This is a genomic window from Ruegeria sp. CF8 (genome assembly GCF_056537285.1).
Genome location: NZ_JBQFRG010000003.1, coordinates 67,521 through 92,475, shown reverse-complemented (window position 1 = coordinate 92,475; position 24,955 = coordinate 67,521). Strand labels below are relative to the sequence as shown.

The window sequence follows — 24,955 nt, the reverse complement described above, 5'->3', positions numbered from 1 at the left end:
GCGTTGACCTTCTATGGCAACATACGCCAGATTGTATGAGCCGAAGGGATTGCCACAATATCTGGTGTTTAAGCCGGAAGGGGCAGCAGGCGAGGGTCGGAAAGCACATCTAATTAAAGTGCGCCGTTTTTGCGGTTTTCCGCTGTCTTTGACAGTGAAGGATACCTTTGTCCTGAGTTCTCTGGGCGTTGCGGGCGGCACCCTGCAACACAAGATTTGGTGCCGGAACTGAACATTGGGCGGAATTTAACCAGGGCTGCGGACATGAAGATTGAAAGAAAATTCACCAAACCAGATCAGGATGCCTACTCGGACCTGGATTTTGTTTCCGCGACGTCTGAAATCCGCAATCCCGACGGCACGATTGTCTTCCGTCTTGACGATATCGAAGTACCTGCAAGCTGGTCGCAGGTGGCAAGCGATGTGATCGCACAGAAGTATTTTCGCAAAGCCGGTGTCCCAAGCAAACTGAAGAAGGTCAAGGAAAAGGGTGTCCCTGAGTTCCTGTGGCGCTCTGTCCCCGCAGAAGGCGCTGAGTTCGATGGGGAAACGTCATCCAAGCAAGTCTTTGACCGTCTGGCGGGCGCGTGGGCCTATTGGGGCTGGAAAGGTGGGTACTTCTCGGATGAAGAAGATGCGCGCGCCTATTTTGATGAGATGCGTTACATGCTGGCGACTCAGCGCGCCGCGCCGAACTCTCCGCAGTGGTTCAACACAGGGCTGCACTGGGCCTATGGAATCGACGGTCCGGCGCAGGGTCACCACTATGTCGATTACAAGACCGGCAAGCTGACCAAATCGAAATCTGCGTACGAGCATCCGCAGCCGCACGCGTGCTTCATTCAGTCTGTCGATGATGATCTGGTGAACGAAGGCGGCATCATGGATCTGTGGGTGCGCGAGGCGCGCCTGTTCAAATACGGCTCAGGTACCGGGACCAATTTCAGCCACCTGCGTGCCGAAGGCGAAGCGCTGTCCGGTGGTGGCAAGTCCTCGGGCTTGATGGGCTTTCTCAAGATTGGCGACCGCGCGGCTGGCGCGATCAAATCAGGCGGGACAACCCGTCGAGCAGCGAAGATGGTGATCGTCGATGCGGATCACCCGGATATCGAACAGTTCATCGAATGGAAGGTGATCGAAGAGCAGAAAGTGGCCTCGATCGTTGCCGGATCGAAAATGCACGAAAAGATGCTGAACGGCATTTTCGAAGCGATCCGGTCGTGGGACGGCACCGCCGATGACGCTTATGATCCAAACGCGAACGATGCGCTAAAAAAGGCGGTTCGCGAAGCGAAAAAGGTCGCGATTCCCGAGACTTACATCAAACGTGTTTTGGATTACGCCAAGCAGGGTCACGACAGCATCGAATTCCCCACCTATGATACGGACTGGGATTCGGAAGCCTACAGCTCGGTCTCGGGTCAGAACTCGAACAATTCAATCCGCGTGACGAATGCATTCCTGACCGCCGTTGAGAAAGACGCCGATTGGGAACTGATCAACCGCACCGATGGCAAGGTGGCCCGCACTGTCAAGGCGCGCGATCTGTGGGAAAAAGTTGGCCACGCCGCATGGGCTTGTGCTGATCCGGGTATCCAGTTTCACGATACCGTCAACGAGTGGCACACATGCCCCAATGATGGTGAGATTCGCGGCTCGAACCCGTGCTCGGAATACATGTTCCTCGACGACACCGCGTGCAACCTGGCGTCGATGAACCTGCTGACCTTCTTGAAAGACGGTGAGTTTCAGGCGGCAGACTATATGCATGCCTCGCGCCTGTGGACTCTGACGCTGGAAATCTCAGTGACCATGGCGCAGTTCCCGTCGAAGGAAATCGCGCAACTGTCCTATGACTTCCGCACTTTGGGTCTGGGTTATGCCAATATCGGCGGTCTGCTGATGAACATGGGCTACAGCTATGACTCGGATGAGGGCCGGGCCATCTGTGGCGCGCTGACCGCGATTATGACCGGCGTGGCCTATGCGACTTCGGCTGAGATCGCCGGAGAACTGGGCGCCTTCAAAGGTTACGAGCGCAACGCTGATCACATGCTGCGCGTTATCCGCAACCACCGCCGCGCGTCGCAGGGTGTGACCGACGGGTATGAGAAACTGGCCGTGAAACCGGTGCCTCTGGACCACGGCAACTGCCCGGACAAGCGTCTGATCGATCTGGCCATGTCCGCTTGGGACGAGGCGTTGAGCCTGGGTGAAAAGAACGGCTATCGCAACGCGCAGGCCACTGTGATCGCACCAACCGGCACCATCGGTCTGGTGATGGACTGTGACACCACCGGGATCGAGCCGGACTTTGCTCTGGTCAAGTTCAAGAAGCTTGCTGGTGGCGGGTACTTCAAGATTATCAACCGCTCGGTGCCGTCGGCGCTGGAGAAGCTGGGCTATTCCTCGTCTCAGATCGAAGAAATCGTCAGCTACGCGGTTGGTCACGGCACCATCGGCAACGCGCCGGGGATCAATCACACCTCGCTGACCGGTCACGGCTTTGGCCCCAATGAACTAGCGAAAGTGGATGCTGCACTGGAAAGCGCCTTTGATATCCGGTTCGTTTTCAACCAGTGGACACTGGGCGAGGATTTCTGCACCGGCGTTCTGGGCATCCCTGCGACCAAGCTGAATGACCCGACTTTTGATCTGCTGCGCCATCTGGGCTTTACCCGCGCGGATATCGACGCAGCGAACGACCACGTCTGCGGGACGATGACACTGGAGGGCGCGCCGCATCTGAAGGAAGAGCACTATTCGATCTTCGACTGCGCCAACCCCTGCGGCAAGAAAGGCAAGCGTTTCCTTGGGGTTGATAGTCACATCACGATGATGGCGGCGGCGCAAAGCTTCATCTCGGGCGCGATCTCGAAGACGATCAACATGCCGAATGATGCAACCATTGAGGATTGCCAGAAGGCATACGAGCTCAGCTGGTCTCTGGGTGTGAAAGCCAACGCACTCTATCGTGACGGCTCGAAACTGTCGCAGCCTCTCGCCGCGGCGCTGGTCGAGGATGACGACGAGGCGGCTGAAGTGCTGGAAAGCGGTTCGACGCAGGAAAAAGCTGTCGTTCTGGCCGAGAAAGTGATCGAGAAGGTCGTGGTCAAGGAAATGATCCGCAGCCACCGCGAGAAGCTGCCGCATCGCCGCAAGGGCTATACCCAAAAGGCGATCGTGGGCGGCCATAAGGTTTACTTGCGCACCGGTGAGTTCGAAGACGGCAAGTTGGGTGAGATCTTCATCGACATGCACAAGGAAGGCGCTGGCTTCCGTGCGATGATGAATAACTTCGCCATTGCCGTGTCGGTCGGTCTGCAATACGGCGTGCCGCTGGAAGAGTTTGTCGATGCCTTCACCTTCACCAAGTTCGAACCGGCAGGGATGGTGCAGGGCAACGATTCGATCAAGAACGCAACGTCGATCCTGGATTACATCTTCCGCGAATTGGCCGTGTCCTACCTGGACCGCACCGATCTGGCGCATGTGAAACCCGAAGGCGCGACCTTTGACGATCTGGGTCGAGGCGAAGAAGAAGGTGTGTCCAACATCTCTGAGATCAGTGAAAGTGCTGCGTCCAAGTCATTGGAAGTGCTGAAACAAATCAGCTCGACCGGCTATCTGCGCAAGCGTCTGCCTCAGGACCTGGCTGTGTTCAATGCAGGTCAGGCTGAGCTGAACGGGATGGCTGAAACAGCAGCTGCATTCGAAGCCCCTGTGGCAGAAACCGCAGTGGCAACCGGCATGGACGCCCGCACCAAAGCAAAGATGCAGGGCTATGAGGGCGACCCGTGCGGTGAATGCGGAAACTACACGCTGGTCCGCAACGGCACTTGCATGAAGTGCAACACCTGCGGCGCGACAAGCGGGTGTAGCTGAGGAGTTGGAGGTCAACAAGATGAGGACTCTGCGAGAGCTTTTTGAGCGACTACCTGCAAATGGAGACGTGAGGGACGCGCTTCGAAAATTCAATTTGGCACCCAAGGTGAATGGCAAGGCGAAGTCGGTTAAAGAACTTGCGGAGAAACTTGGGTTTGCAGTGGAGCGAAGAAAACTGCCGGCTGGAATGGCTGGGCGTCTGGTGCAGGACCCGTTTTCAGACAACGGATATTGCATTGAAGTGAACGAAGGACACTCCGTAGAAAGCCAACGCTGGTCGGTGCTCCATGAGATGGGCCACTTCTTTCTTCACGCCAATCATCACGATCCCCTTGCGGATCCATTGTATTTGGACCGTTCCGGATACGCGTTTTATGTAGATACATACCAAGAGGTTGAAGCGAACGAATTTGCTGCTGTTTTGCTCTTCGGTGATGGCGCATTGATGGCGGCTATGGGTTTGTATGGAAAAGATCTAAAGAAACTGTCGAAGCACTTTGGTGTTTCGGAAAAAACAATCCGAATTGCCATGAAACAGTTCTGAGTTTAACGCCCCGGCACCCCGGGGCGTAGGGGTCGGACGCTGCCCTTGGTTACCGACCCCGACGAATACGGAGAAAGGCACCGAGACTTACCAAGTTTGCCTTTTTCCACTCGGCCGACATGCCCGTGTTGGCCGGGAACAGGGTGGGGCGGAATATTTGCTCCCTCCCACTCTTTCACGGGGCGGGTGCGCTCGCCCCATGCGCAGTCCAGGCCGCAGGCAAAAAAACACCGGGCGGTCAACGACATGAGCCTGGAAGGCGAAACTGACAGGGGGCTTCGGCCCCCTTTCTTTTTTGCATCGCACGGGTCGCATAGGCGCGGTTTTGCCGGATTTGTTGGGATCCGTCGGGCGAGACCTGCCGAAACGGGTCCGGCGAAGTTTTGCCCGGCGGCGCGTTGCGCGCCCGACTCGGCCAAACACGCAAGGATTGGCGCGAATCTCTGGTTTTCGCGCAATACGGGTGACGCATTGGGGTGTCTCGGTGTTTCTGGGGCCTGTCCGGACGAAAGATAATCAACCTATCAGGAGGCACCAAAATGAAACCGCAGTATTTGATTGGGATTTCCATCGCTGCTTTGACCTTGCCGGGGCTCGTATCGGCGCAATCGACGGCAGACGCCAATGGTGATGGCGTTCTGACGATTGAGGAAGTGCAGGTGGTTGCACCCAGCGTGGATGCTGACACCTTCTCGGCCATGGATGCAAACGGTGACGGCGCGTTGGACGCAGATGAAGTAGCCGTTGCACAGGAAGCCGGATTGCTTCCGCCAAGTGACGGATAAACGTATGGGCGGCCCGATCATCCCCGGGCCGCCTGTTTTCCTGCTATGCGGGCAGGTGGATCTTGAACTTTTCGCGCAATTCCATGTCCAGCATGGGATCGAATTTGGCCTCGGATGGCGTGGATAGAATCTCTTCTTTTCGGGCTACGGCTTTATCGATCAGATCCGGTTTGCCCAGCTCGACCCATTCTTTTGGCGAAGACCGGTCGCCGAAAACCGGATAAACATAGTCAGCTTGCATCCGGCTAAGCGTAGCTTCCGTTCCCAGATAGTGACCGGGACCACCCATGCAGACCTCGGCCATCTGGTCCAGAGCGAGAGTATCATCTGTCACCTCGATCCCGCGTACACAGCGTTGGGCCTGACCGATCAGGTCATCGCTGAGGATCAGGCTTTCAAAACAGAAGCCCAACAATGAGGCGTGCATGCCGGCTGCTTCGTACACCATATTCAGACCGGACAGACCTGCCATCACGTTGGAACACATCTGTTCCCACCCGGCCTGCATGTCGGGAAGCTTCGAATCCGATGCCCCCGCAGCTGCACCGCCGGGCAGGTTATAGAACCGGTGCATTTGCGCGCACCCAGCCGTCAGCAGGGCCTGTTCACCCGAGCCGATGGACATCGCGCCTGTCCGAAGGTCCAGGCCAAAAGGCCAAGTGCCAAAAACGGCGGGTGCTCCTGGGCTTACGGCGTTTACGTAAACTAAACCGGCAAGGCATTCGGCGGTTGCCTGCGTGATTGCTCCGGCTATGGTCGATGGCGCTGTGGCACCGGCCATCCCAGCCGAGAGCAGCAGGACAGGCATTCCGGCCTTGATACATTCTTCCATCACTTCGCAGCTTTCCGTTGCGAATTTCATTGGCGGAACCACGAAGCAGTTCGAATTCGATATAAAAGGCCGCTCGCGGTATTTATCTTCACCGCCCGCGATCATGTAGATCATTTCCATCGCGGGCGCGACATGGCTGGGTTCAGTGAACGAGGTTCCGATGTGTTTGAAAGTGCCGGAACAGCTGGCGTAGATTGTGTTCAGGTCCATTTCCAGATTGTCCGCGATGTCGCGGCAAACCATTGGTCGTTGAACAAAGTGAATGTTATCAAGTTGTTGGCAGATACGCGAAGCATCATGCAGGTCTTGCACAGTGGAATCGCGGTATTCGCGCCCGTGCACGTCGACCATAGATACGGCAGCACCCGCAGTACCGTAATGAACCTTGGTGCCGGTCAGCTCGAGATCGGTTTTCCCGTCGCGACTGTAGAGTGTGACCGAGCGGTTCGCTTTGGCGATTGTGTCTTCGACCAGCGCGCGCGGAAATCGGATGCGTCCGTCATCGCCAAGGGTACAGCCGGCGCCCACAAGGTAGTCGATGCCACTTTGCGGGGCATCCGCCAGCCCAATGGTTTCAAGCGCGGTCAGGGCGGCCTCATGAATACGTTCAATCTGCGCCTGTGTCAGAACATTCAGAACGCCGCCCTCCATTCCTGGGCGTACAGGGCGCAGATGGTCAGGCAGGGCTGAGGCTCGGGCGGCACGGCGCGCAGCGCGGCCACCGCTGCGTGAGGTGTTGCGGGATTGGTCGTTCATTTCATAATCCGGTCGTTGTGTGATGCCTTGGGGTGAGGATAGTCCCCCTTACGGTCGCCCCCGTGCGGCACGGCCACGATCCGCACCAATGGTACGGCTGATCAGGCTGATCTTCCAATCGTGATCCGTCATGTGGCCTCTCAACAACTTCACCGAGCTTTCCAAAATGCTGCGACACAATCTGTCCTATTTGCGACCTTTGTTGGAATTAGCTGTCGACAATGCCAGTAATCCGCCGGTTGAAACAGGATTGGTTAGATTTTCTCCCGTTTGGGAAGAATTCTGTTATACTGCATTCACTTACTCTTGAGCGTTACGACCCAGGAATTGAATTTTGGCGGAGCGGATCACAGATTAGAATTAGTTTGCGTCTTTAGGATCGAAACAAGAGCGACATAGCTTTGAACCCGTGTGCAAAACCTCTTTCTGTCCTGTTTGCTGCGACCCTCATCGCAAGCGCAAGCCCTGTATCGGCCGAGGACTGGACAGGTGGGTATGTTGGTCTCAGCTTCGGATATGCAGATGCAGACGGGTCCGGGGGCGCCAGCGGTGATGACACCGTTTTTGGGGCGCATGTCGGTTATGATCAGGACTTTGGTAACTTCGTGCTGGGGGGCGAGCTGGAATACAACCGCCTTTCTTTGGACTTGGGGTCAACTCAGGGTAGCCTGGACAGCATGACCCGTCTGAAGCTGCGTGGTGGATACGATTTCGGCAGCGCCCTTGGGTATGTGGTCTTTGGCGCGGCACGAGCCGAAACCTCGGTCGACAACGACACAGCAGCTGTTTACGGTATTGGCGTTGCCTATCCGATTGGTGAGAATTTTGTCATCAGCGGCGAGGCGCTGCGGCAAAACTTCGACGATGTCACTCGTTCCAACGGCAGTCTGGATTCCAACGTTTTCAACCTGCGCACTACATTCCGCTTTTGAAGATTATTCTGCGGCGTGACGCTTTGCGAGTTGTTCGGCGTAGGAACATAGCGTTCTTAAGGCATTTGCAAAACGATCATCATCGACCGTCATGGCCACCCGAATGTGCCCAGCGGCAGCCGACCCAAAGCTCTCGCCCGGCATGACGGCAATGGCGTGAGTGTCGAGTAGAGCGTTGGCAAACTCGTTCCCGGACATGCCGGTCTTGCGCACGTCAAGCATTAGATACATCGCACCCTGTGCTGGCACCAGTCCAACTGTATCCTGCCTTTGAAGTATCTTCATCGCCATTGACCGCCGTCGGCGAAACGGGGCGGCGATCTTCTCCTCCAGCTCTGGCCCTGCGGTCAGCGCAAAACTGGACGCATCCTGAATAAAGCCCGGCACACCATAAGTCGTGTGGGTAGCCAGATTGATCAAATGAGCGATGACCTCTTCGGGGCCGACGATCCAGCCACAACGCGATCCTGTCATGGCATGAGATTTGGACATAGACCCGACAACCAGCGTCCTTTCTTCCATACCGTGCAGCGAACGTGGCGAAAGGTGCTCACCTTCCCAGACTTGCGTGTCATACACCTCATCCGAGATCAGCCACAGGTCGCGCCTCTTGCAAACCTCTGCGACCGCTTCAAGTGACTGGCGGGAATAGACAACTCCGGTCGGATTGTTGGGTGTATTGATCAAAAGCGAAACGGCACCGTTAGCGGCAGAATCAATCTGTTCGACGCAGGGTTGAAAAGCGTCTTCCGCCGCGGTCTGTATTGCGCGGGCAACCGCTCCGACCCCACGAATCGTGCCGGGGTAAGTGGCATAGTAGGGATCGATGAACAGGCCCACATCGCCCGGATCACACACAGCCATATGGGCCGCAAACAAGGCTGATTGCCCACCGGGTGTGATCAAAACATTGTTTCGCGTTGTGGGCACGCCCGTATGCGTTTGCACACGTGCGGCGACCGTATCCCGCAAAAGATCCGTGCCGGGAACCATGGCATAGCCGGTGTGTCCTTCACGGGCAGACAGATCCATCGCATGCAGGATCGATGGATCGGTCCGAATGTCATGTTCACCAATCGTCAACTCGGTGACGGCATGACCTTCGCTCAGCATCCTTCGCGCGCGGTAAAACACGTCCCAGCCGTCGCTGCCACCGCCGGTGATCTGCGTGATGCGTTTTGACAGATTCATTAAACCGCTCCCGGATTTCCTTTCGCTGAATGGGGCAGAGCGGCACGCCTTTGTCAATCAGCTTCGCGGCGGCAAGGTCGCCTGAAGCTTTTTCGTCAGGGATGCGCGGACGATGTCATACGAAACGGTCAGGCGATGCCGTAGTTCATCGGTCTCAGCATCAAACGGAAGGCGGACCCAACTGCGGTGGAAGTATGGGGCTTTTACGCCGACACCCGCGTCAATGACCATCTGAGCCGTTTCCACGTCCGGAGTTTTGACGGACACCCCGTCATTCGCGGTGCCAATGCAGGCGAACATCTTGCCACCGACTTTCCATGCATCATGGCCGCCGCCCCATGGGTCAGAAAGCTCGGCCCCCGGGAACTCTTGGCAAATGGAGTTGATGTAGTCGCGGTCCATATCGGGGACTGTGCCCGAGGGGGTGCACAAACTCAATGCTTGGCTTGGACTTGATCCCGTGGTAACCGGTAGGCATGAACCCGGTGACCTGCATCATTATCTGCTGCATTACCTGCTGATTTATCAAGCGGGCCGGTTTCTTTCGTTTTCATCCCTGAGACAAGTTGCTAAGCCCGCGCCAACGCGCAAGCACATGCTGTTTCTGAGGAGCACGACCGATGACGACGATCAAGCTGCACAACACACGGACGCGGACGAAGGAAGACTTCGCTCCGATCGACCCTGAAAATGTGCGGATGTATGTCTGTGGTCCGACGGTCTATGACCGCGCCCATCTGGGTAACGCCCGCCCGGTGGTGGTGTTTGACGTGCTCTATCGTCTGCTGCGCCACGTTTATGGCACGGATCACGTGACCTATGTGCGCAACTTCACCGACGTCGATGACAAGATCAACGCCACCGCACTGAAGCGTAAAAAGGCGGGCGCGGAAGGCACGTTAGAGCAGTTGGTGCAAGAACGATCTGACGAAACCATCGGCTGGTATCTGCACGACATGGGCGCGTTGGGAACTCTTGAACCCAACGAGATGCCGCGGGCGACTCAATACATCGACCAGATGATTGCAATGATCGAGGATCTGATCGCTAAGGGCCATGCCTATGCCGCTGAAGGTCACGCCTTGTTTGCTGTCGACAGTTGGAAAGAGGGCTATGGCAAGCTGTCGGGTCGTTCGGTCGATGATATGATCGCAGGCGCGCGGGTCGAGGTGGCGCCCTACAAGAAGAACCCGATGGATTTCGTGTTGTGGAAACCGTCAACCGACGAACTGCCGGGCTGGGACAGCCCGTGGGGGCGGGGGCGTCCGGGCTGGCATATCGAATGCTCGGCCATGGCTTACGAATTGCTGGGCGAGAGCTTTGACATTCACGGGGGCGGCAACGACCTGATGTTCCCGCACCACGAAAACGAGATCGCCCAAAGCTGCTGCGCGCACCCGGAAGGTGAGTTCGCGCGGTATTGGCTGCACAACGAGATGTTGCAGGTCGAAGGTAAAAAAATGTCCAAATCGTTGGGCAATTTCTTCACCGTGCATGATCTGTTGGAGCAAGGCGTGCCGGGCGAGGTGATCCGGTTTGTGTTCCTGCAAACCCATTACCGCAAGCCGATGGACTGGACCGAGAAAAAGGCGCGTGAGGCCGAGGCGACGCTGCGCAAATGGCGGGCGCTGACAGCGGGCGTTGAGCCCGCCGCCAGCGCGGCACCTGAGGTGGTCGCTGCGCTGAGCGATGATCTGAACACAGCAGGTGCCATGACCGAGCTGTACCGGCTTGCCTCGGAAGGCGACGCAGCGGGTCTGTTGGCCGGCGCGCAATTGCTGGGGCTGTTGCTGCCAGAGATGGGTGCATGGGCGGATACAGCATCTGTTGACCTGACTGCACATGCAGACCGTTTGGCGAATGCACGGGCGTCTGCAATGCAGACCAAGGATTTCTCGGAAGTTGACCGCCTCAAGGCCGCCTATGTTTCCGCGGGGCTTGAAGTGCGTATGAGCAAGGAAGGGGTGGAGCTGGTGCCCGGTGCCGGGTTCGATGCCTCCAAACTGGAGGAGGTTTGATGACCAAAGAACGCCTCTATCTCTACGACACCACCCTGCGCGATGGGCAGCAAACGCAAGGGGTGCAGTTTTCGACCGCTGAGAAAGTGCAGATCGCGCAGGCGTTGGATGCACTGGGTGTGGATTACATCGAAGGCGGCTGGCCCGGTGCGAACCCCACCGACAGCGCGTTTTTCGAGGCTGCGCCAAAGACCTCGGCCCGTCTGACGGCGTTTGGCATGACCAAGCGGGCAGGACGCTCGGCCGAGAATGACGATGTGCTTGCGGCCGTGATGAATGCGGGTACGCCAGCCGTCTGTCTGGTGGGCAAGTCACACGATTATCACGTGACCCATGCGCTGGGAATCTCGCTTGAGGACAATGTCGAGAACGTCCGCGCCTCGGTCGCACATATCGTGGCGCAGGGGCGCGAAGCGCTGTTTGATGCCGAGCATTTCTTTGATGGCTACAAGGACAATCCTGATTATGCGGTCGCGGTCTGCCGCGCCGCGCTGGACGCGGGCGCGCGTTGGGTGGTGCTGTGCGACACCAATGGTGGTGCTTTGCCGTCCGAAGTCGGACGGATTGTGTCAGAAGTGATCTCGGCAGGGCTGCCCGGTGATCGGTTGGGTATTCACACCCATAACGACACCGAGAACGCAGTGGCTTGTTCCCTTGCTGCGGTCGAGGCAGGGGCGCGACAGATTCAGGGTACTCTGAACGGTTTGGGAGAGCGTTGTGGCAATGCCAACCTGACGGCTTTGATTCCGACGCTGCTGCTGAAGGAACCCTATGCTTCTCAGTTTGAAACCGGAGTTAGTCTGGATGCATTGGCGGGGTTGACCCGCATCAGCCGGATGTTGGATGACGTTCTGAACCGGGTTCCCAGCAAGCAGGCGGCCTATGTGGGGGCCTCGGCATTCGCGCATAAGGCGGGGCTACATGCGAGTGCGATCCTCAAGGACCCATCAACCTATGAGCATGTTGAGCCTGCAAGTGTCGGCAATACACGCATCATTCCGATGTCGAACCAGGCCGGGCAGTCAAACCTGCGCAAACGTCTGACCGAAGCCGGGCTGAGTGTTGAGGCGGGTGATCCCGCGCTCGGTCGGATCCTTGAACGGATCAAAACGCGCGAGGCGGATGGGTACTCCTATGACACCGCACAAGCCAGTTTCGAACTGTTGGCGCGAGACGAGCTGGGACAACTTCCCGAGTTCTTTGAAGTCAAGCGCTACAAGGTCACAGTTGAACGACGGAAGAACAAGTACAACAAGATGGTCAGTCTGTCCGAGGCCGTTGTTGTTGTAAAAGTGGATGGTGAAAAGAAACTGTCCGTCAGTGAATCCATGGATGATTCTGGCAGCGACCGGGGACCGGTGAACGCTCTGTCCAAAGCCTTGGCCAAGGATTTGGGGCGGTATTCGCAAGTCCTGTCAGATATGCGGTTGGTCGACTTCAAGGTGCGGATCACACAAGGCGGGACCGAAGCGGTTACGCGCGTCATCATCGACAGCGAAGACGGGCAGGGTCGGCGCTGGTCCACTGTGGGCGTCAGCGCAAACATAGTCGACGCATCGTTCGAAGCTTTGCTGGATGCGATCCAGTGGAAACTAGTGCGTGATTGCGACCCGCAGAAGGCAGCGGCTGAGTGAGCGTGGTCTTTGACGACGACGTCAAAGCCTGTGCCGCGCTGGTACAACGGGCTGATCCTGGCCGATTCCGTGCCGCAATGGCGGCCCCGGTGGCAGTGCGCGCTGTTCTGTTCCCGATTTATGCGATGAATGTCGAAGTGGCGCGCGCGCCCTGGGTCACACAGGAACCGATGATAGCCGAGATGCGGCTGCAATGGTGGCGCGATGCCCTACAGGAAATTGCCGAAGGTGGCATCGTGCGGCATCATGAAGTGGTAACACCTTTGTCTCGTGTGCTGTCGCCGCATCTGGCTGGCGTCTTGGATGAATACGTCGCCGTAAGGCGTTGGGATATTTATCGGGATCCGTTTGAGGATCAGGAACACTTTGATACCTATATCAACCAAAGTTCAGGTTCTTTGTTTGTGGCTTCCGCTCAGGCGCTAGGAATGGCGGATGAGGATGTTTTGCGCGACTATGGGTATGCGGTCGGTGTTGCAAACTGGCTTCGCGCGATCCCCGAGTTGGAACACAGGGGGCGAATACCGTTGTTGGATGGCACGCCGGATGGAGTGCGTGCCCTTGCGAAATCTGCGCTGGAGCGTTTGAACAAGGCCAGAGCAAACCGGGCTGCGATTTCTGCCGAAGCTCGTCCTGCGCTTTCTGCCGGGTGGCTGGCGGACTGGGTGTTGAAACAGGCCGTTGCGCAGCCTGAGCGTGTTGCTTCTGGTGCATTGACCCCAGGCGAAATGCGGCAACGCCTGTCGCTGATGTGGAAGGTCAGCAGCGGGCGCTGGTGATCAGGCCCGTTCCGGGTCGGCAGGACGCAGGACCAGCCACAACAACGCGCCGCCCGCCAGCGTGAGAAGTGGTACCATGGCCAGATTCACGGCCGTCCAGCCTTCGATCGCAGAGCCGCCCGAGCAGTTCATCAAACCGCCTGAGGCCATCGACGCCAATGTGACACCGCCGAACACCAGCAGGTCGTTCAGGCCCTGCATCCGTCCACGCTCTTGCGGGTCATGCGAGTCAGCCAGCATCGTCGTTGCGCCTATGAAGCCAAAGTTCCACCCAATACCCAGCAGAACAAGCGCGAGGAAGAAGTTCCCAAGTTCAACCCCTTGCAAGGCAACAACCCCGGCGCTTGCCAAAATGGCAAGGCCCAGCGCCACGATCTTCTCAACCCCGAAACGGGCGATCAGGTGACCGGTAAAGAAACTAGGGATGTACATGGCCAACACGTGGCTTGTGACGATATCCGCTGCGTCGTTGGCCGAGAATCCACACCCAACGACGGCCAGCGGGGTCGAGGTCATCACAAGGTTCATCAGGGCGTAAGAGACCATCGCACAGATGATCGCCACGGCGATACGCGGCGTTTTCAGTAACTCAAGCCGTGAACGTCCTGTGGGTTCGTTTTCTGTGGGTTTCGGCGGTGTTGGGATGTCGAGAAAGAAGAACAGGGCAGAGCCCAGAACGTTGATGCCAATCACAGCCAGATAGGTACCCAAAAACGGGATGACATAGGCTTCGGATGTGAATTTCACAATCTGAGGGCCGATGATCGCCGCAGCCAATCCGCCCGCCATGACATATGAAATAGCCTTGGGGCGATAGGCGTCCGACGCTGTGTCCGCAGCGGCGAAGCGATAGAACCCGTGCGCGCTCATGTAGATGCCAGTCAGCAGACTGCCGACAAGAAAGACGGGGAAAGACCCCAGGAACAGGCCATATGCCCCAACAAGCCCGCCCAAGGCGCCCGCAGTTGCCCCCACAAGGAACCCCACGCGCCGGCCCCAGCGCTGCATGATCGCAGAGATTGGCGTTGCCGCCAGCATCGACCCCAGAACAATCAGGGAAATGGGCAATGTCGCGAGGCACGGGTTCGAGGCCAGCGACTGGCCTGCCAGCCCGCCGACAATGAACATCATGGGCATTTGTGCACCTAGAACGGCCTGCGCAGCCACCAAAACGGCCACGTTGCGCTTGGCCTGACGGTCATCTGGAAGGGTCGAGGTCATTGTCATGGGCGAATGGTTATCGGCTAAGCCTTTGCTGCACAAGCGGCTTGCATCTGCGGCACATGCGCCTAACGTGCCCATGAGCGCCGAGCAAGGAGGTCGCATGTCCGTAGGTCGCATTATCGAAACCAACGATTGCGTGGCCGAAGGGGCCGAATGGTTGGCCCAAGCCTGCCCGCGTATGGCTTTTGCAATCGAACAGACCGGTCCTTTGCCCCTGCGTCGCCGCCCAGATGGTTTTGCGCAATTGCTGAGCGCAATTGTCAGCCAGCAGGTCAGCGTGGCTTCGGCGCGTGCGATCTGGAAACGGTTGCAGGACGCGAAACTGACTGGTCCGCGCAAGATCATTTGGGCCACGGATGAGGATTTGCGCGCTGTGGGCTTGAGCCGCCAAAAGATCCGCTATGCACGGGCGTTGGCTGAGGCGCGAATAGATTACAAGGCGTTGCGGGATGCTTCGGACGCTGAAATTGTTGAGACGCTGACGCAAGTGTCCGGCATCGGCGTCTGGACGGCCGAGATCTATGCGATGTTTTCCCTGGGCCGCGCCGACGTGATCGCACCCGGCGATCTGGCGCTGCAAGAGGCCGCGCGTGTCCTCTATGACCTGCCCAAACGTCCGACAGACAAAGAACTGCGCAAAATGGCCGAGGCCTGGTCGCCCTGGCGGTCGGTTGCAGCGCGGGTTCTGTGGGCCTATTACCGGGTTGATAAACAAAGAGAAGGGATCAGATGACACGGGTTTTGAATGCGCTGAGGAAAGAGCCTGTTTCGGGCGACACGCGATCAGTCGTGGTGTTCGTGCACGGCTATGGCGCAAATGGCGCTGACCTTTTGGGGTTGGCCGATCCGCTGGGCGAGCATCTGCCTGATACGCTGTTTGTGGCCCCCGATGCACCCGAGCAAGTTCCAGGTATGCCAAATGGGTTTCAGTGGTTCCCAATCCCGTGGATTGACGGCTCGTCCGAAGAAGAGGCGCGCCGTGGTATGGAAATGGCGGTCGAAGACTTCAACGCCTTTCTGGATGCCCTGATGGTGGACGAAGATGTGCTGCCCGAGCAGGTTGTGCTGTTTGGTTTCAGCCAGGGCACGATGATGAGCCTACACGTTGCACCGCGTCGCGAAGACCCGGTTGCGGGCATCGTCGCCTTTTCTGGCCGGTTGCTGGAACCTGATCTTTTGCCCGACGAAACTGTCAGCCGGATGCCGATCCTGCTGGTGCATGGCGATGCGGACGATGTCGTGCCGCCACAATCGCTGCCCGAGGCCGCCGAAGCCTTACAGGCTGCCGATTTCAAAGAGGTGTACGCGCATGTCATGAAGGGTACCGGCCATGGCATTGCTCCGGACGGGCTAAGTGTCGCGCTGGCCTTCATGCGCGACAAGCTGAGTCTTTAGGCGTGATTGCGGTCCGGCCGATGATGCCTGAGGATGTGGCCGCGTCGTGCCGCATCCTCAATCAGATCATCGAAATCGGAGGAACAACCGCGTTCGAAGTTCCATTTTCGGAGCCGTTGTTCGCGCAAAGCTATCTGAAGGGCGCAGATAAAATCTGCTGCAATGTCGCGTTGGATGATCAGGGCGAAGTTGCGGGCTTTCAATGGTTGGGTACCCATGACGCGCTGCCCGGGGATTGTGCCGATATCGCAACATTTACTCGACGCACACCCGCACTTCGCGGGGCCGGGCGGGCGCTGTTCCGGGAAACGGTCAAAGTGGCGGGTTCGCTGGGATTTCGAACAATAAACGCGACAATTCGGGCAGATAATGTTCCGGGTTTAAGCTATTATGAAAAAATGGGTTTCCGGGACTACTCTGTCGCTTATGGTGTACCGTTGCGCGACGGAACGCCGGTGAACAGAATTTCAAAACGGTTTGAACTGGGCTAGTCCCACAAATGGCCTTCGGCAAACTCGACCGAGTTTCCAGCCGGGTCGCGCACGTACAATGACCGTGCACCGCCGGGCCAGTCAAATTCAGCGTCCACGGGGATGTTCCAGTCCAGAAGGTGTTTGCGCATCACCGCAATTTCATCGCGTGACAATACAAGACACACATGGCCGGGGCCGCGCGCACCATGAGGTGGGACAGGCATATCAGGGTTTAGAGGCGGCTGTTCTGTTTGGTCGGGGTTAAAGATCAGCAGGACCGACCCGCCAATGCGAAAGAAAACATGGCGATTGTCGACACGCTGAATCCGCTCAAGATTCAGAATCTCGCCGTAAAACTGTTCCGCAGCATCCAGATCGTCTGCGTAAAGCGCAGCCTCCAGAATGGCAGAAGGGGCAGGTATGTCTGGCGTGAGTTTCATGCCCCAAGTGTAACAGAACAGGGCAGGTATTGTCACCGGCGCGGGCGACGGTCTCGTTTGCGCTGAGGCGCGGCATTCAGCGTCGGCATCGGCAGGCTGTCCCATTGACCGGGCTCTAAATCATCCAGGGTCCAGTCTCCGACGCGATAGCGGATCAGGCGCAGGGTCGGCAGACCTACCGCGGCTGTCATCCGCCGCACCTGCCGGTTCTTGCCCTCGCGGATGGTCAGTTCCAGCCAACTGTCGGGAACGGTCTTGCGTTCGCGGATCGGCGGGGTACGAGGCCAGAGCCCCTCGGGCTCATCCATCTGCCGCGCCTTTGCAGGGCGCGTCAGGCCATCCTTCAGCTCAACCCCGTTGCGCAGCGCTTTCAAGGCTGCCTCATCAGGGTTGCCTTCGACCTGAACCCAATAGGTCTTTGCCATCTTGTGCTTTGGATCAGATATCTGGGCTTGCAGTTTTCCGTGATCCGTCAGCAGCATCAAACCTTCGCTGTCACGGTCCAGACGACCGGCGGGGTAGACACCCGGCAGGTCGATAAAATCAGACAGTGTGTTACGCGGACTTTCGACATTGGCGCGGTCGGTGAACTGCGGCAGCACGTCATACGGTTTGTTGAAGCGAATGAACCAGGACATGACCCGCGCATAGCCCGAAGGACGCACCCGACGCAAGCTGTGGATAAGTGTCACGTACCTGTCACAGATTCGGCTTACCCAGTCTGCGACATATTGTGGAAACTCAGGGCTTGTCAGAGTTTTAACACGATATATAGTTATCTTAAGGCCGGGGCGGGTGCTCCCCGCTCTGGTGTCACAAACGGGCAGCTGAGAGCGAGGAGCGATTCTGTGATGGACGGAGATTTCAGGACCGAATTTGTAAGAGAGCCGGGTATGCTCAAACAACACCCGGCCTTGGTTTTGAACGCCGATTACCGCCCCTTGTCCTATTACCCGCTTTCATTGTGGCCCTGGCAAGAGGCGATCAAAGCTGCGTGGCTGGATCGGGTCGACATCGTGGCTGAATATGACGAGGTCGTCCGAAGCCCGAGCACCGAGATTCGAATACCCTCGGTCGTTGTTTTGAAAGACTATGTAAAACCCAGAAAGCGCGTGGCCTTCACGCGCTTTAATTTATTTCTGAGGGATGAATTCCGCTGCCAGTACTGCGGCAGCCGCGATAACCTGACTTTTGACCACGTGGTGCCGCGCGCTGCAGGCGGCGTGACCAGCTGGCAGAACGTGGTGGCGGCATGTAGCCCGTGCAATCTGCGCAAAGGGTCCAAGTCGCTGCGTCAGGCGGGGATGACATTACGCAAACCGCCACGTCAGCCTGACGCCGAGGCGCTGCGCAACATCGGGCGGAAGTTTCCGCCGAACCACCTGCACGAAAGCTGGATCGACTTTCTGTATTGGGATGCAGAACTGGACGAGTTTTAAGCGCGCGCCTGCCAGGCCGCGATCCAGATCAGCATCAGCACTGCCGAGGCGATGGCGTTCCAGCCTGCCATCGAGATGCCGAACATCTCCCACGGGATATCGTCACAGCGCACCAGTGGCGCATTCATGATCTGATCGAACAGGTCATCGGTGCTCAGTCCGCTGATATCGCCCGACGTACATGTGCTGGGGCCTTCCCACCAGCCTTGCTCAACACCGGCATGAAAGGCCCCGATGGCACCCGTTGTTGCAGCAGCTGCTGCGCCCAGCAGCGGCAGGATGCTAAATCTTGGCAAAGCCAGTGCCACCGCACCAATCGCAAAAGCCACAGCGTGTGGATAGCGCTGCCAGATGCACATCTTGCAGGGGGCAAGCCCGCCCAGGTGCTGAAAGCCAAACGCAGCCAACAACAGAGCTGCTGAGCCAATCGTGGCCAGAGCCACAAGTCCGGATTGTCTTGTCATAGATATTTAACCGCCACGAACCCGCCAAACAGAAGGATGATGAACAGCGTGAACATAAGGCCCAGACGCTTTTCGATAAAGTCCCGGATCGGCTCGCCGAAGCCCCAAAGAAGACCGGCAACCAGAAAGAACCGCATGGCGCGCGCCAGAATCGACGTGGCGATGAACGTGCCCAGCGGCATTCCGGTCCAGCCGGACATGATGGTGATGACTTTGTAGGGGAAGGGCGTCACACCTGCGGCCAGCACAGCCCAGAACCCGAAATCGTTGAAACGCGTATTGAATTCTTCCATCGCGTGCGCCTTGCCCATCGACTCCAGAATGGGCTGACCGATGCTTTCATAGAAAAACGCACCGATCGCATAGCCTAACAATCCGCCCAGAACCGAGGCCACCAGCGCAACTGTTGCGATTAGCCAAGCGCGCGACGGGCGGGCCAGAATCATCGGGATCATCAGGACGTCAGGGGGAATCGGAAAGAACGAGCTTTCGATGAAAGCGACGATGGCCAAGGCCCACAGGGCATGAGGGTGTTCGGCCAGACGAATGGTCCAGTCATAAAGCGATCGTAACATATACAGTACTCAAATCCCGTTTGCGGCCCCAAGAAGCCAAACCATGCACCTGACGGACCGTCAACCGCCCAGAAAGAAACAAATGGAATATGGGGTGTTTTTTGCCTCTGGACCTTCCCGCGCTTGGGCGCTAATCCAGTGTTCGTGGCCCAAGTGGCGGAATGGTAGACGCAGGGGATTCAAAATCCCCCGCCTTCACGGGCGTGAGAGTTCGAGTCTCTCCTTGGGCACCACATTTTCCGTAGATCAGGTATTTGTGTTTCGCGATCAGGTGGTTGCGTCGCTTTGTTGTCATAGCTTTTGTTGCCGCAGCCTTGAGACGCGCGATTATTCTGCCTTGCGAATACTTGGATACAAAAACGAAACGGCGACGATCTGGCGTGGTTTTCTACAACGCCTGAAAACTGAGCGGTCCAAGAAAACGAGGCAGGGGAAATGGGAAACAATTACGGCGCTGCGCTTCAATTGTTCATCGCAAGTTTTTTACTTCATGGCCAAAGGCGAAGCCGGGCATATGCCTCAAACCTTGCGCTGATACCATTTCAAAACAAACACCCGAATGGCTGACGCAAGGCCAGTTTCAGGATCGCGCTCAACATCAATTTCTGCGGCCAAAACATTGATCGGAAGTCTTTTTTCAGCCGCTATGTCGCGGAAAGCTCGCCAGAATTCATCTTCAAGCGACACGGATGTTCGGTGCCCCTTGAGAGTCAGAGAGCGTTTGATTGGGCGGCCGCTCATTCGTCTAACTCGCGCTTGTCGAGGTCACGCTTCAGCTTGTCCTGTTCAAACTTGGCGATTTCTTTCTCGGCCTTGGTGCGGCCGAATGCGACAGCATTCTGATCCGCGCGGGCTTTCTTTTCAGCCCGCGCTTTTTCCTTACGATACCGGTTCAGGTTGACCGGCTTGCCCATCAGTCTTTCGGACCGATCATCTGTTCCGGGCGAACAACGGCGTCAAAGGTCGCTTCGTCCACAAAGCCCAGCGCGATGGCCTCTTCCTTGAGGGTCGTGCCATTCTTATGCGCCGTCTTGGCAACCGTTGTGGCGTTGTCGTAGCCGATAGTCGGCGCCAGCGCTGTGACGAGCATCAGTGATTCCTTCATCAGCTTGTCGATACGAGGCTCGTTGGCCTTGATGCCCATCAGCATCCGTTCGGTAAAGCTGTCAGAGGCATCGCCCAGCAATTGGATCGATTGCAGCAAGTTGTAGGACATCATCGGGTTGTAAACGTTCAGCTCGAAATGACCCTGGCTGCCTGCGAAAGTCATCGCGGCATTGTTGCCCATCACGTGGGCGGCGACCTGGGTCAACGCTTCGGCCTGTGTCGGGTTCACCTTGCCCGGCATGATCGACGAACCGGGCTCGTTCTCGGGCAGAATCAGTTCGCCCAGACCCGACCGCGGGCCGGAGCCCAGAAAACGGATATCATTGGCGATTTTGTAGCAGCTTCCTGCAATCGTCGCCAAAGCGCCTGACAGGAAGACCATCGCGTCATGGGCGGCAAGCGCCTCGAACTTGTTCGGCGCAGTGACGAAGGGCAGGCCGGTGATATCGGCCATATGACCTGCGACAGCCTCGCCCCAGCCGTGTTGGGTGTTAAGCCCTGTACCAACTGCGGTACCGCCTTGCGCCAGCTCGTAAATCCCAGGCATGGCTGCATGAACACGGGCAATACCCTGGCGAATCTGATGGGCGTAACCGCTGAATTCCTGTCCCAGCGTCAGAGGCGTTGCGTCCTGCGTGTGCGTCCGACCGATCTTGATGATGTCTTTGAATTCCTCGGCCTTCTGTTCCAGCCCCGAGGCAAGCTTCTCGAGCCCCGGAAGCAGCACGTCACGCACGCTGGTCGCAGTGGCCACATGCATGGCGGTAGGGAAGGTGTCGTTCGAAGACTGACCCATGTTACAGTGGTCGTTCGGATGCACCGGGTCTTTTGAGCCAATCACACCACCCAGAATTTCGATGGCGCGGTTTGCGATGACCTCGTTCGAGTTCATGTTCGACTGCGTGCCCGAGCCGGTCTGCCAGACAACCAGTGGGAAGTTGTCATCAAACTTGCCCTCGATCACTTCACCAGCGGCTTGAATGATCGCGTCGGCAATTTTTGCATCCAGTTTGCCGGTGGCCTTGTTCTGCATTGCGCAGGCTTTTTTGATCACGCCCAGCGCGCGTACGATAGCGACGGGCTGTTTTTCCCAACCGATGGGGAAGTTCATGATCGAGCGCTGCGTTTGCGCGCCCCAATATTTGTCGGCAGGAACCTCAAGCGGGCCAAAGCTGTCGGATTCGGTGCGGGTCTGAGACATATGTCACTCCGTCTGGTATGCAGTTGTATGCCGTTTAGCCGCAGCAAAGCCGTGACGCAATCGGCCAGTTGCGCGCACCATAGCCAGAGGTATCGCAAAGGTATAGGTCGCGGGGTGCGTCACTTTACTTGAGATAGCCGGGGAAAGTGCCATTGTGCGTGGGCCTCTGTGAGCTACAATAAGAAGGTGAACGCCGTGGAGGACAAAATGCCAGATTTCCATCGTCTTGCGCTTGCAAAAGCCGTCGCGATCTTTGCCATTTGCGCATTGTGGCTGTCCGTTTTCAGCGATTCTGCGCGGGCTCAGGACATTGCACCGTTTGTTGGGGACTATATCGGGTCTGCTAACGTTGTGGATGCTGATGGCACCTCAACCCCTCGGGACATGAGCGTTTCCATTATTGAAACCAAAAGTGGGTTCAATGTCAGTTGGCGGACGACGACCTACAAGTTGGACGGGCGCGTTAAGGAACAGAAGTTTTCTATCGACTTTGTGCCGTCGGGCCGCGGGGATTTGTTTTCGGCGGCTATGAAGCGCAATGTTTTTGGCCACGAAGTGCCGTTAGACCCGATGAAAGGGGAACCGTTTGTCTGGGGTCGAATCGTCGGAGATACGCTGACCGTGTTTTCTTTGTTCATCGATCAGGATGGCGGATACGAACTACAGCAATTTGATCGCACGCTTGCAGAAGGCGGGCTGAACCTGTCCTTTTCGCGTTTTATAGACGGTGTGAAATCCCGGTCAGTCGAAACATTTCTGCAAAAGAAATAACCCCGCGCGCGGCGGGGTTGACCTGGTTACTTTCGGAAGCTGTCGAGTGAGACGACGTCTGCATCGTGATGTGGCTCTTCCTCTTCGACTTCTATCGACTCTTCCATGATGTGGTCGTCGTCGACCTCACCCTCGGGGCTTTCAAAGCGCAGGCCAAATTCAACTGACGGATCCACGAAAGTTTTGATCGCGGCATAGGGAATGTACAGCGGTTCAGGCGCGTCACCGAAATTCAAGGTAATTGCAAAACCAGATTCGCCGACTTCAAGGTTTTCGAACCAGTGCTGCATGACGATTGTCATTTCTTCCGGATACCGTTCACGCAACCAGTCAGCGATGTCTACACCGTCCTCGCGCGTGTCGAAGGTAATAAAGAAATGATGCGCGCCGGGTAGACCGGATTCGGAAACATCCGTCAGCACTTTCTTGATGAGTCCGCGCATGGCGGAGTGCATCAGGTTGCCGTAATCGATGCCTTGCGACATGTGTGATCCTCAAAAGTGGTTATGCCCAGCATAGGGCTTTTGTTCGGAAACGAAAGGGCAGGTATGGCCGGATTGATCATATAGTGTGTGCAGCCAGCCCAGCGAAGGACATCAGGGCCAGCGCTGTGCCCATCCCCAAATTCAGCCGAAAAATCAAGGCTCCAGCCAAAATTGTCAAACCCAATGCTGTGAAATCCATTTGGGAAAGCGATGGCATAGGTATTGCCAGTGGGCCCCAGGATATGTCCGGGACTGATTCGAATAGAACGTTCAGGGCGAACCACACGGAAAGGTTGAGAATCACTCCGACGACAGCAGCGGTGATGCTATGAAGGGCCGCAGACAGGCGCGGGCGCGCGGCCAACCGGTCAAGGTATGGCGCGGCGAGAAAGATCCAAAGAAAGCACGGCACAAAAGTTGCCCAAAGAGCGACTGCACCGGCCGCCAGAGCTAGGCCGAAACCTCCGCTCAACTCTCCTGCAAGCATTGCGACAAATTGAGTGACCAGTATCAAGGGGCCGGGTGTGGTCTCTGCAAGGCCCAACCCGTCGATCATCTGGTCAGTGCTGATCCAGTGATACTGATCCACAACCGTCTGGGTCATATAGGCGAGTACAGCATAAGCACCACCAAATGTGACGACGGCCAGCCGGGCGAAAAACCAGCCCAAATCGCTCAACAGTTGATGCCCGCTCAAGGTCAAAGCTGCCAAGGGGGTAAGCCAAAGTGGTAACCACACCGCAACGGTTCGGAGGGAAGGTTTCAGGTGCGACGGCTGGTTAGGCTCATACGGTTCCGTCGGGCCTTGGAAAGTCGCGTACCCCCACAATGCGGCCGCGAAGATGATCAGCGGGAAGGGGAGGTTCAGCAGGAAAATGCTAAGGAATGAGAGTGCGGCAACGACGTAGTGGTCTTTGTCCGTCAAAGCCTTGCGCGAAAGGTTGCGCAGCGCTTGCAAGACAATCACGATGACGGTTGCCTTGACGCCGATGAAGGCCGATTGCACCAATGGAAGGTCTCCAAACGCGGTGTAGAGCGCGACCAAAACAGCAATGACTATTGCGCCAGGCAAGACAAACAAGCTGCCTGCGATCAGACCCCCGGAAACCCCACGCAAACGCCATCCGGCGTAAGTTGCCAATTGCATGGCTTCAGGCCCCGGAAGCAACATGCACAGTGACAGGGCACGCAGGTAGGTTTGTTCATCCAGCCATGGTCTGCGCTCGACCAGTTCCTGATGCATCAGTGAAATCTGTGCCGCGGGTCCGCCAAAGGACAGCAACCCGATTCTGCCAAAGACGCGAATAAGCTCTTGGACCGAGGGCGTCACAGTATTGTTCATGCTGAAAGGCCCAAAAGCTTTGACTGGTTCCTGAATTTGGAAGCGTCGAAGGCAGCCAAAAGCACTAAGACCTGCTGTGCAATGTCGGGTGGCCAAGTCACAACACTTTATCCTGCAAGTTCCGAAAGATGCGAAACTTGCGGTACCGCCTTGGGGTGTTCGCACTTGGACCCCTTAGCGCTTGCTAACGTGCAAGCGCAATTGGGGTCAAGATTGCTTTGGGTTCAGGCCCAGTCCAGACGTTGACCTGTCATGCACACGGGCAGAGTGTCGGATGGAAACTGGCCTAACTCTTCAAAGAACGAGATGAAATCAAAGTGATTATAGGCCTCAACCATCTTGTCGCCTTTGAACCGCGCCATCACCTGTCCCGTGACCTCCAAGGGCGCGCCATTATCGGCGCGGAAGGTGCGAACATTCAAAATGGCTGACACCCAATCGCCGTTTTCGATGATCTTTGGAAGCTCGACCTTGATGTCGCCCAGGATATGGCGGAACGCGGTGACCAGGTCGCGGAAATCATCGGCACCAACCTGCATTTCGGGAATCAACCCTTCGGCCATTGTTTCAGGCGCAAAATATTGATCGATTGCCTCGGTATTTCCATTTTCCCAAACTTCGGAATACCACGCCCTGAGTATCTCTGAATTTGTCATCCCAGTTCTCCTGTCCAAGTCAGCGCA

At 57.1% G+C, this 24,955-nt stretch carries 27 protein-coding genes and 1 tRNA gene; 14 read left to right on the top strand and 14 right to left on the bottom strand.

The genetic code is table 11. The features are described 5' to 3' along the window. Positions 1 to 264: 264 nt before the first annotated feature. From ACR0EV_RS08325 to ACR0EV_RS08315, 3 genes are all read left to right on the top strand, one after another. Positions 265 to 3,885, top strand: a complete 3,621-nt coding sequence (locus ACR0EV_RS08325; RefSeq protein ID WP_480799668.1) for a vitamin B12-dependent ribonucleotide reductase — start codon at positions 265 to 267, stop codon at positions 3,883 to 3,885. A gap of 19 nt (positions 3,886 to 3,904) precedes the next feature. After that, the gene (locus ACR0EV_RS08320; protein ID WP_480799667.1) at positions 3,905 to 4,429 is read left to right on the top strand and encodes an ImmA/IrrE family metallo-endopeptidase; all 525 of its coding nucleotides are present in this window, start codon (positions 3,905 to 3,907) and stop codon (positions 4,427 to 4,429) included. A 539-nt stretch (positions 4,430 to 4,968) separates the two neighbouring features. Continuing rightward, complete coding sequence (locus ACR0EV_RS08315) at positions 4,969 to 5,214, top strand: EF-hand domain-containing protein (protein WP_171090220.1); 246 nt, start codon at positions 4,969 to 4,971, stop codon at positions 5,212 to 5,214. Between the two features lie 43 nt (positions 5,215 to 5,257). On the opposite strand, the gene ACR0EV_RS08310 is transcribed toward ACR0EV_RS08315, so the two are convergent. Continuing rightward, entirely contained in the window at positions 5,258 to 6,802 is a 1,545-nt protein-coding gene (locus tag ACR0EV_RS08310; RefSeq protein WP_480799666.1) for a trimethylamine methyltransferase family protein, read from the bottom strand. A 401-nt stretch (positions 6,803 to 7,203) separates the two neighbouring features. On the opposite strand from ACR0EV_RS08310, the gene ACR0EV_RS08305 reads away from it, so the two are divergent. Continuing rightward, the gene (locus ACR0EV_RS08305) at positions 7,204 to 7,734 is read left to right on the top strand and encodes an outer membrane protein (RefSeq protein WP_480799665.1); all 531 of its coding nucleotides are present in this window, start codon (positions 7,204 to 7,206) and stop codon (positions 7,732 to 7,734) included. A 3-nt stretch (positions 7,735 to 7,737) separates the two neighbouring features. On the opposite strand, the gene ACR0EV_RS08300 is transcribed toward ACR0EV_RS08305, so the two are convergent. Both ACR0EV_RS08300 and ACR0EV_RS08295 read right to left on the bottom strand, forming a co-directional pair. Next, a complete protein-coding gene (locus ACR0EV_RS08300) occupies positions 7,738 to 8,925 on the bottom strand; it encodes a pyridoxal phosphate-dependent aminotransferase (RefSeq protein WP_480799664.1) in 1,188 nt (395 codons plus the stop codon). A gap of 57 nt (positions 8,926 to 8,982) precedes the next feature. Next, positions 8,983 to 9,327 (bottom strand): MmcQ/YjbR family DNA-binding protein, encoded by a 345-nt coding sequence (locus ACR0EV_RS08295; RefSeq protein WP_480799663.1) that lies wholly within the window; start codon positions 9,325 to 9,327, stop codon positions 8,983 to 8,985. Positions 9,328 to 9,545: 218 nt separating this feature from the next. On the opposite strand from ACR0EV_RS08295, the gene cysS reads away from it, so the two are divergent. The 3 genes from cysS to ACR0EV_RS08280 are packed head-to-tail and all read left to right on the top strand — an operon-like array spanning position 9,546 to position 13,356. After that, positions 9,546 to 10,943, top strand: a complete 1,398-nt coding sequence (gene cysS / locus ACR0EV_RS08290) for a cysteine--tRNA ligase (RefSeq protein WP_480799662.1) — start codon at positions 9,546 to 9,548, stop codon at positions 10,941 to 10,943. Next, a complete protein-coding gene (cimA, locus tag ACR0EV_RS08285) occupies positions 10,943 to 12,577 on the top strand; it encodes a citramalate synthase (protein ID WP_480799661.1) in 1,635 nt (544 codons plus the stop codon). Before cysS ends, cimA begins: the two co-directional genes overlap by 1 nt. A gap of 2 nt (positions 12,578 to 12,579) precedes the next feature. After that, positions 12,580 to 13,356, top strand: coding sequence for a squalene/phytoene synthase family protein (locus tag ACR0EV_RS08280; protein WP_480800002.1), 777 nt, complete (start codon positions 12,580 to 12,582; stop codon positions 13,354 to 13,356). Here the strand turns inward: ACR0EV_RS08280 and ACR0EV_RS08275 are convergent, their stop codons facing one another. Beyond that, on the bottom strand, positions 13,357 to 14,583 hold the full coding sequence (locus ACR0EV_RS08275) for an MFS transporter (RefSeq protein ID WP_480799660.1): 1,227 nt from the start codon (positions 14,581 to 14,583) through the stop codon (positions 13,357 to 13,359). Positions 14,584 to 14,680: 97 nt separating this feature from the next. Between ACR0EV_RS08275 and ACR0EV_RS08270 the strand changes: the two genes are divergently transcribed. From ACR0EV_RS08270 to ACR0EV_RS08260, 3 genes are read left to right on the top strand one after another with little or no spacing between them, the layout of a single operon-like run. Beyond that, positions 14,681 to 15,313 (top strand): DNA-3-methyladenine glycosylase family protein, encoded by a 633-nt coding sequence (locus tag ACR0EV_RS08270; protein ID WP_480800001.1) that lies wholly within the window; start codon positions 14,681 to 14,683, stop codon positions 15,311 to 15,313. Then, positions 15,310 to 15,975: an alpha/beta hydrolase gene (locus ACR0EV_RS08265; protein ID WP_480799659.1), complete on the top strand. Its 666-nt coding sequence runs from the start codon at positions 15,310 to 15,312 to the stop codon at positions 15,973 to 15,975. Before ACR0EV_RS08270 ends, ACR0EV_RS08265 begins: the two co-directional genes overlap by 4 nt. Before the next feature lie 2 nt (positions 15,976 to 15,977). Next, a complete protein-coding gene (locus tag ACR0EV_RS08260; protein WP_480799658.1) occupies positions 15,978 to 16,466 on the top strand; it encodes an N-acetyltransferase family protein in 489 nt (162 codons plus the stop codon). On the opposite strand, the gene ACR0EV_RS08255 is transcribed toward ACR0EV_RS08260, so the two are convergent. Both ACR0EV_RS08255 and ACR0EV_RS08250 read right to left on the bottom strand, forming a co-directional pair. After that, on the bottom strand, positions 16,463 to 16,888 hold the full coding sequence (locus ACR0EV_RS08255) for a VOC family protein (protein ID WP_480799657.1): 426 nt from the start codon (positions 16,886 to 16,888) through the stop codon (positions 16,463 to 16,465). The two genes, ACR0EV_RS08260 and ACR0EV_RS08255, sit on opposite strands and share 4 nt — an antisense overlap. A 32-nt stretch (positions 16,889 to 16,920) precedes the next feature. After that, positions 16,921 to 17,526, bottom strand: coding sequence for an rRNA large subunit pseudouridine synthase E (locus ACR0EV_RS08250; protein ID WP_480800000.1), 606 nt, complete (start codon positions 17,524 to 17,526; stop codon positions 16,921 to 16,923). A 213-nt stretch (positions 17,527 to 17,739) separates the two neighbouring features. On the opposite strand from ACR0EV_RS08250, the gene ACR0EV_RS08245 reads away from it, so the two are divergent. Beyond that, a complete protein-coding gene (locus ACR0EV_RS08245; RefSeq protein WP_171090203.1) occupies positions 17,740 to 18,327 on the top strand; it encodes an HNH endonuclease in 588 nt (195 codons plus the stop codon). On the opposite strand, the gene ACR0EV_RS08240 is transcribed toward ACR0EV_RS08245, so the two are convergent. Then, positions 18,324 to 18,791: a disulfide bond formation protein B gene (locus tag ACR0EV_RS08240; protein ID WP_480799656.1), complete on the bottom strand. Its 468-nt coding sequence runs from the start codon at positions 18,789 to 18,791 to the stop codon at positions 18,324 to 18,326. The two genes, ACR0EV_RS08245 and ACR0EV_RS08240, sit on opposite strands and share 4 nt — an antisense overlap. Next, on the bottom strand, positions 18,788 to 19,366 hold the full coding sequence (locus ACR0EV_RS08235) for a YqaA family protein (RefSeq protein WP_480799655.1): 579 nt from the start codon (positions 19,364 to 19,366) through the stop codon (positions 18,788 to 18,790). Before ACR0EV_RS08235 ends, ACR0EV_RS08240 begins: the two co-directional genes overlap by 4 nt. 147 nt (positions 19,367 to 19,513) lie before the next feature. Here ACR0EV_RS08235 and ACR0EV_RS08230 point away from each other — a divergent pair. Both ACR0EV_RS08230 and ACR0EV_RS08225 read left to right on the top strand, forming a co-directional pair. Continuing rightward, positions 19,514 to 19,599 (top strand) — tRNA-Leu (locus ACR0EV_RS08230). Then, a complete protein-coding gene (locus tag ACR0EV_RS08225) occupies positions 19,590 to 19,901 on the top strand; it encodes a hypothetical protein (RefSeq protein WP_480799654.1) in 312 nt (103 codons plus the stop codon). The genes ACR0EV_RS08230 and ACR0EV_RS08225 overlap by 10 nt, the downstream gene beginning before the upstream one ends. Here ACR0EV_RS08225 and ACR0EV_RS08220 read toward each other — a convergent pair. From ACR0EV_RS08220 to fumC, 3 genes are read right to left on the bottom strand one after another with little or no spacing between them, the layout of a single operon-like run. Then, complete coding sequence (locus ACR0EV_RS08220; protein WP_480799653.1) at positions 19,886 to 20,107, bottom strand: ribbon-helix-helix domain-containing protein; 222 nt, start codon at positions 20,105 to 20,107, stop codon at positions 19,886 to 19,888. The two genes, ACR0EV_RS08225 and ACR0EV_RS08220, sit on opposite strands and share 16 nt — an antisense overlap. Beyond that, the gene (locus ACR0EV_RS08215) at positions 20,104 to 20,280 is read right to left on the bottom strand and encodes a DUF4169 family protein (RefSeq protein WP_171090194.1); all 177 of its coding nucleotides are present in this window, start codon (positions 20,278 to 20,280) and stop codon (positions 20,104 to 20,106) included. The genes ACR0EV_RS08220 and ACR0EV_RS08215 overlap by 4 nt, the downstream gene beginning before the upstream one ends. Beyond that, positions 20,280 to 21,674 carry a class II fumarate hydratase gene (fumC, locus tag ACR0EV_RS08210; protein ID WP_171090193.1) on the bottom strand — a complete coding sequence of 465 codons (1,395 nt, stop codon included), beginning with the start codon at positions 21,672 to 21,674 and terminating at the stop codon, positions 20,280 to 20,282. The genes ACR0EV_RS08215 and fumC overlap by 1 nt, the downstream gene beginning before the upstream one ends. A gap of 207 nt (positions 21,675 to 21,881) precedes the next feature. Here fumC and ACR0EV_RS08205 point away from each other — a divergent pair, with 207 nt between their 5' ends. Further along, complete coding sequence (locus ACR0EV_RS08205) at positions 21,882 to 22,445, top strand: hypothetical protein (RefSeq protein WP_480799652.1); 564 nt, start codon at positions 21,882 to 21,884, stop codon at positions 22,443 to 22,445. Positions 22,446 to 22,471: 26 nt separating this feature from the next. Here the strand turns inward: ACR0EV_RS08205 and ACR0EV_RS08200 are convergent, their stop codons facing one another. The 3 genes from ACR0EV_RS08200 to ACR0EV_RS08190 form a co-directional block, all read right to left on the bottom strand. Continuing rightward, on the bottom strand, positions 22,472 to 22,930 hold the full coding sequence (locus tag ACR0EV_RS08200) for an SspB family protein (protein ID WP_480799651.1): 459 nt from the start codon (positions 22,928 to 22,930) through the stop codon (positions 22,472 to 22,474). A 76-nt stretch (positions 22,931 to 23,006) separates the two neighbouring features. Further along, positions 23,007 to 24,272, bottom strand: coding sequence for a chromate efflux transporter (chrA, locus tag ACR0EV_RS08195; protein WP_480799650.1), 1,266 nt, complete (start codon positions 24,270 to 24,272; stop codon positions 23,007 to 23,009). A 224-nt stretch (positions 24,273 to 24,496) separates the two neighbouring features. Continuing rightward, positions 24,497 to 24,928 carry an ester cyclase gene (locus ACR0EV_RS08190; RefSeq protein WP_171183320.1) on the bottom strand — a complete coding sequence of 144 codons (432 nt, stop codon included), beginning with the start codon at positions 24,926 to 24,928 and terminating at the stop codon, positions 24,497 to 24,499. Positions 24,929 to 24,955 lie beyond the last annotated feature (27 nt).

Coding starts and splice junctions, on each gene's coding strand:
- ACR0EV_RS08325 (WP_480799668.1), top strand. CDS start 265: ATGAAGATTGAAAGAAAATTCACCAAACCAGATCAGGATGCCTACTCG.
- ACR0EV_RS08320 (WP_480799667.1), top strand. CDS start 3,905: ATGAGGACTCTGCGAGAGCTTTTTGAGCGACTACCTGCAAATGGAGAC.
- ACR0EV_RS08315 (WP_171090220.1), top strand. CDS start 4,969: ATGAAACCGCAGTATTTGATTGGGATTTCCATCGCTGCTTTGACCTTG.
- ACR0EV_RS08310 (WP_480799666.1), bottom strand. CDS start 6,802: ATGAACGACCAATCCCGCAACACCTCACGCAGCGGTGGCCGCGCTGCG.
- ACR0EV_RS08300 (WP_480799664.1), bottom strand. CDS start 8,925: ATGAATCTGTCAAAACGCATCACGCAGATCACCGGCGGTGGCAGCGAC.
- ACR0EV_RS08295 (WP_480799663.1), bottom strand. CDS start 9,327: ATGGACCGCGACTACATCAACTCCATTTGCCAAGAGTTCCCGGGGGCC.
- cysS (WP_480799662.1), top strand. CDS start 9,546: ATGACGACGATCAAGCTGCACAACACACGGACGCGGACGAAGGAAGAC.
- cimA (WP_480799661.1), top strand. CDS start 10,943: ATGACCAAAGAACGCCTCTATCTCTACGACACCACCCTGCGCGATGGG.
- ACR0EV_RS08275 (WP_480799660.1), bottom strand. CDS start 14,583: ATGACAATGACCTCGACCCTTCCAGATGACCGTCAGGCCAAGCGCAAC.
- ACR0EV_RS08270 (WP_480800001.1), top strand. CDS start 14,681: ATGTCCGTAGGTCGCATTATCGAAACCAACGATTGCGTGGCCGAAGGG.
- ACR0EV_RS08265 (WP_480799659.1), top strand. CDS start 15,310: ATGACACGGGTTTTGAATGCGCTGAGGAAAGAGCCTGTTTCGGGCGAC.
- ACR0EV_RS08255 (WP_480799657.1), bottom strand. CDS start 16,888: ATGAAACTCACGCCAGACATACCTGCCCCTTCTGCCATTCTGGAGGCT.
- ACR0EV_RS08250 (WP_480800000.1), bottom strand. CDS start 17,526: ATGTCCTGGTTCATTCGCTTCAACAAACCGTATGACGTGCTGCCGCAG.
- ACR0EV_RS08245 (WP_171090203.1), top strand. CDS start 17,740: ATGGACGGAGATTTCAGGACCGAATTTGTAAGAGAGCCGGGTATGCTC.
- ACR0EV_RS08240 (WP_480799656.1), bottom strand. CDS start 18,791: ATGACAAGACAATCCGGACTTGTGGCTCTGGCCACGATTGGCTCAGCA.
- ACR0EV_RS08235 (WP_480799655.1), bottom strand. CDS start 19,366: ATGTTACGATCGCTTTATGACTGGACCATTCGTCTGGCCGAACACCCT.
- ACR0EV_RS08220 (WP_480799653.1), bottom strand. CDS start 20,107: ATGAGCGGCCGCCCAATCAAACGCTCTCTGACTCTCAAGGGGCACCGA.
- ACR0EV_RS08215 (WP_171090194.1), bottom strand. CDS start 20,280: ATGGGCAAGCCGGTCAACCTGAACCGGTATCGTAAGGAAAAAGCGCGG.
- fumC (WP_171090193.1), bottom strand. CDS start 21,674: ATGTCTCAGACCCGCACCGAATCCGACAGCTTTGGCCCGCTTGAGGTT.
- ACR0EV_RS08205 (WP_480799652.1), top strand. CDS start 21,882: ATGCCAGATTTCCATCGTCTTGCGCTTGCAAAAGCCGTCGCGATCTTT.
- ACR0EV_RS08200 (WP_480799651.1), bottom strand. CDS start 22,930: ATGTCGCAAGGCATCGATTACGGCAACCTGATGCACTCCGCCATGCGC.
- chrA (WP_480799650.1), bottom strand. CDS start 24,272: ATGAACAATACTGTGACGCCCTCGGTCCAAGAGCTTATTCGCGTCTTT.
- ACR0EV_RS08190 (WP_171183320.1), bottom strand. CDS start 24,928: ATGACAAATTCAGAGATACTCAGGGCGTGGTATTCCGAAGTTTGGGAA.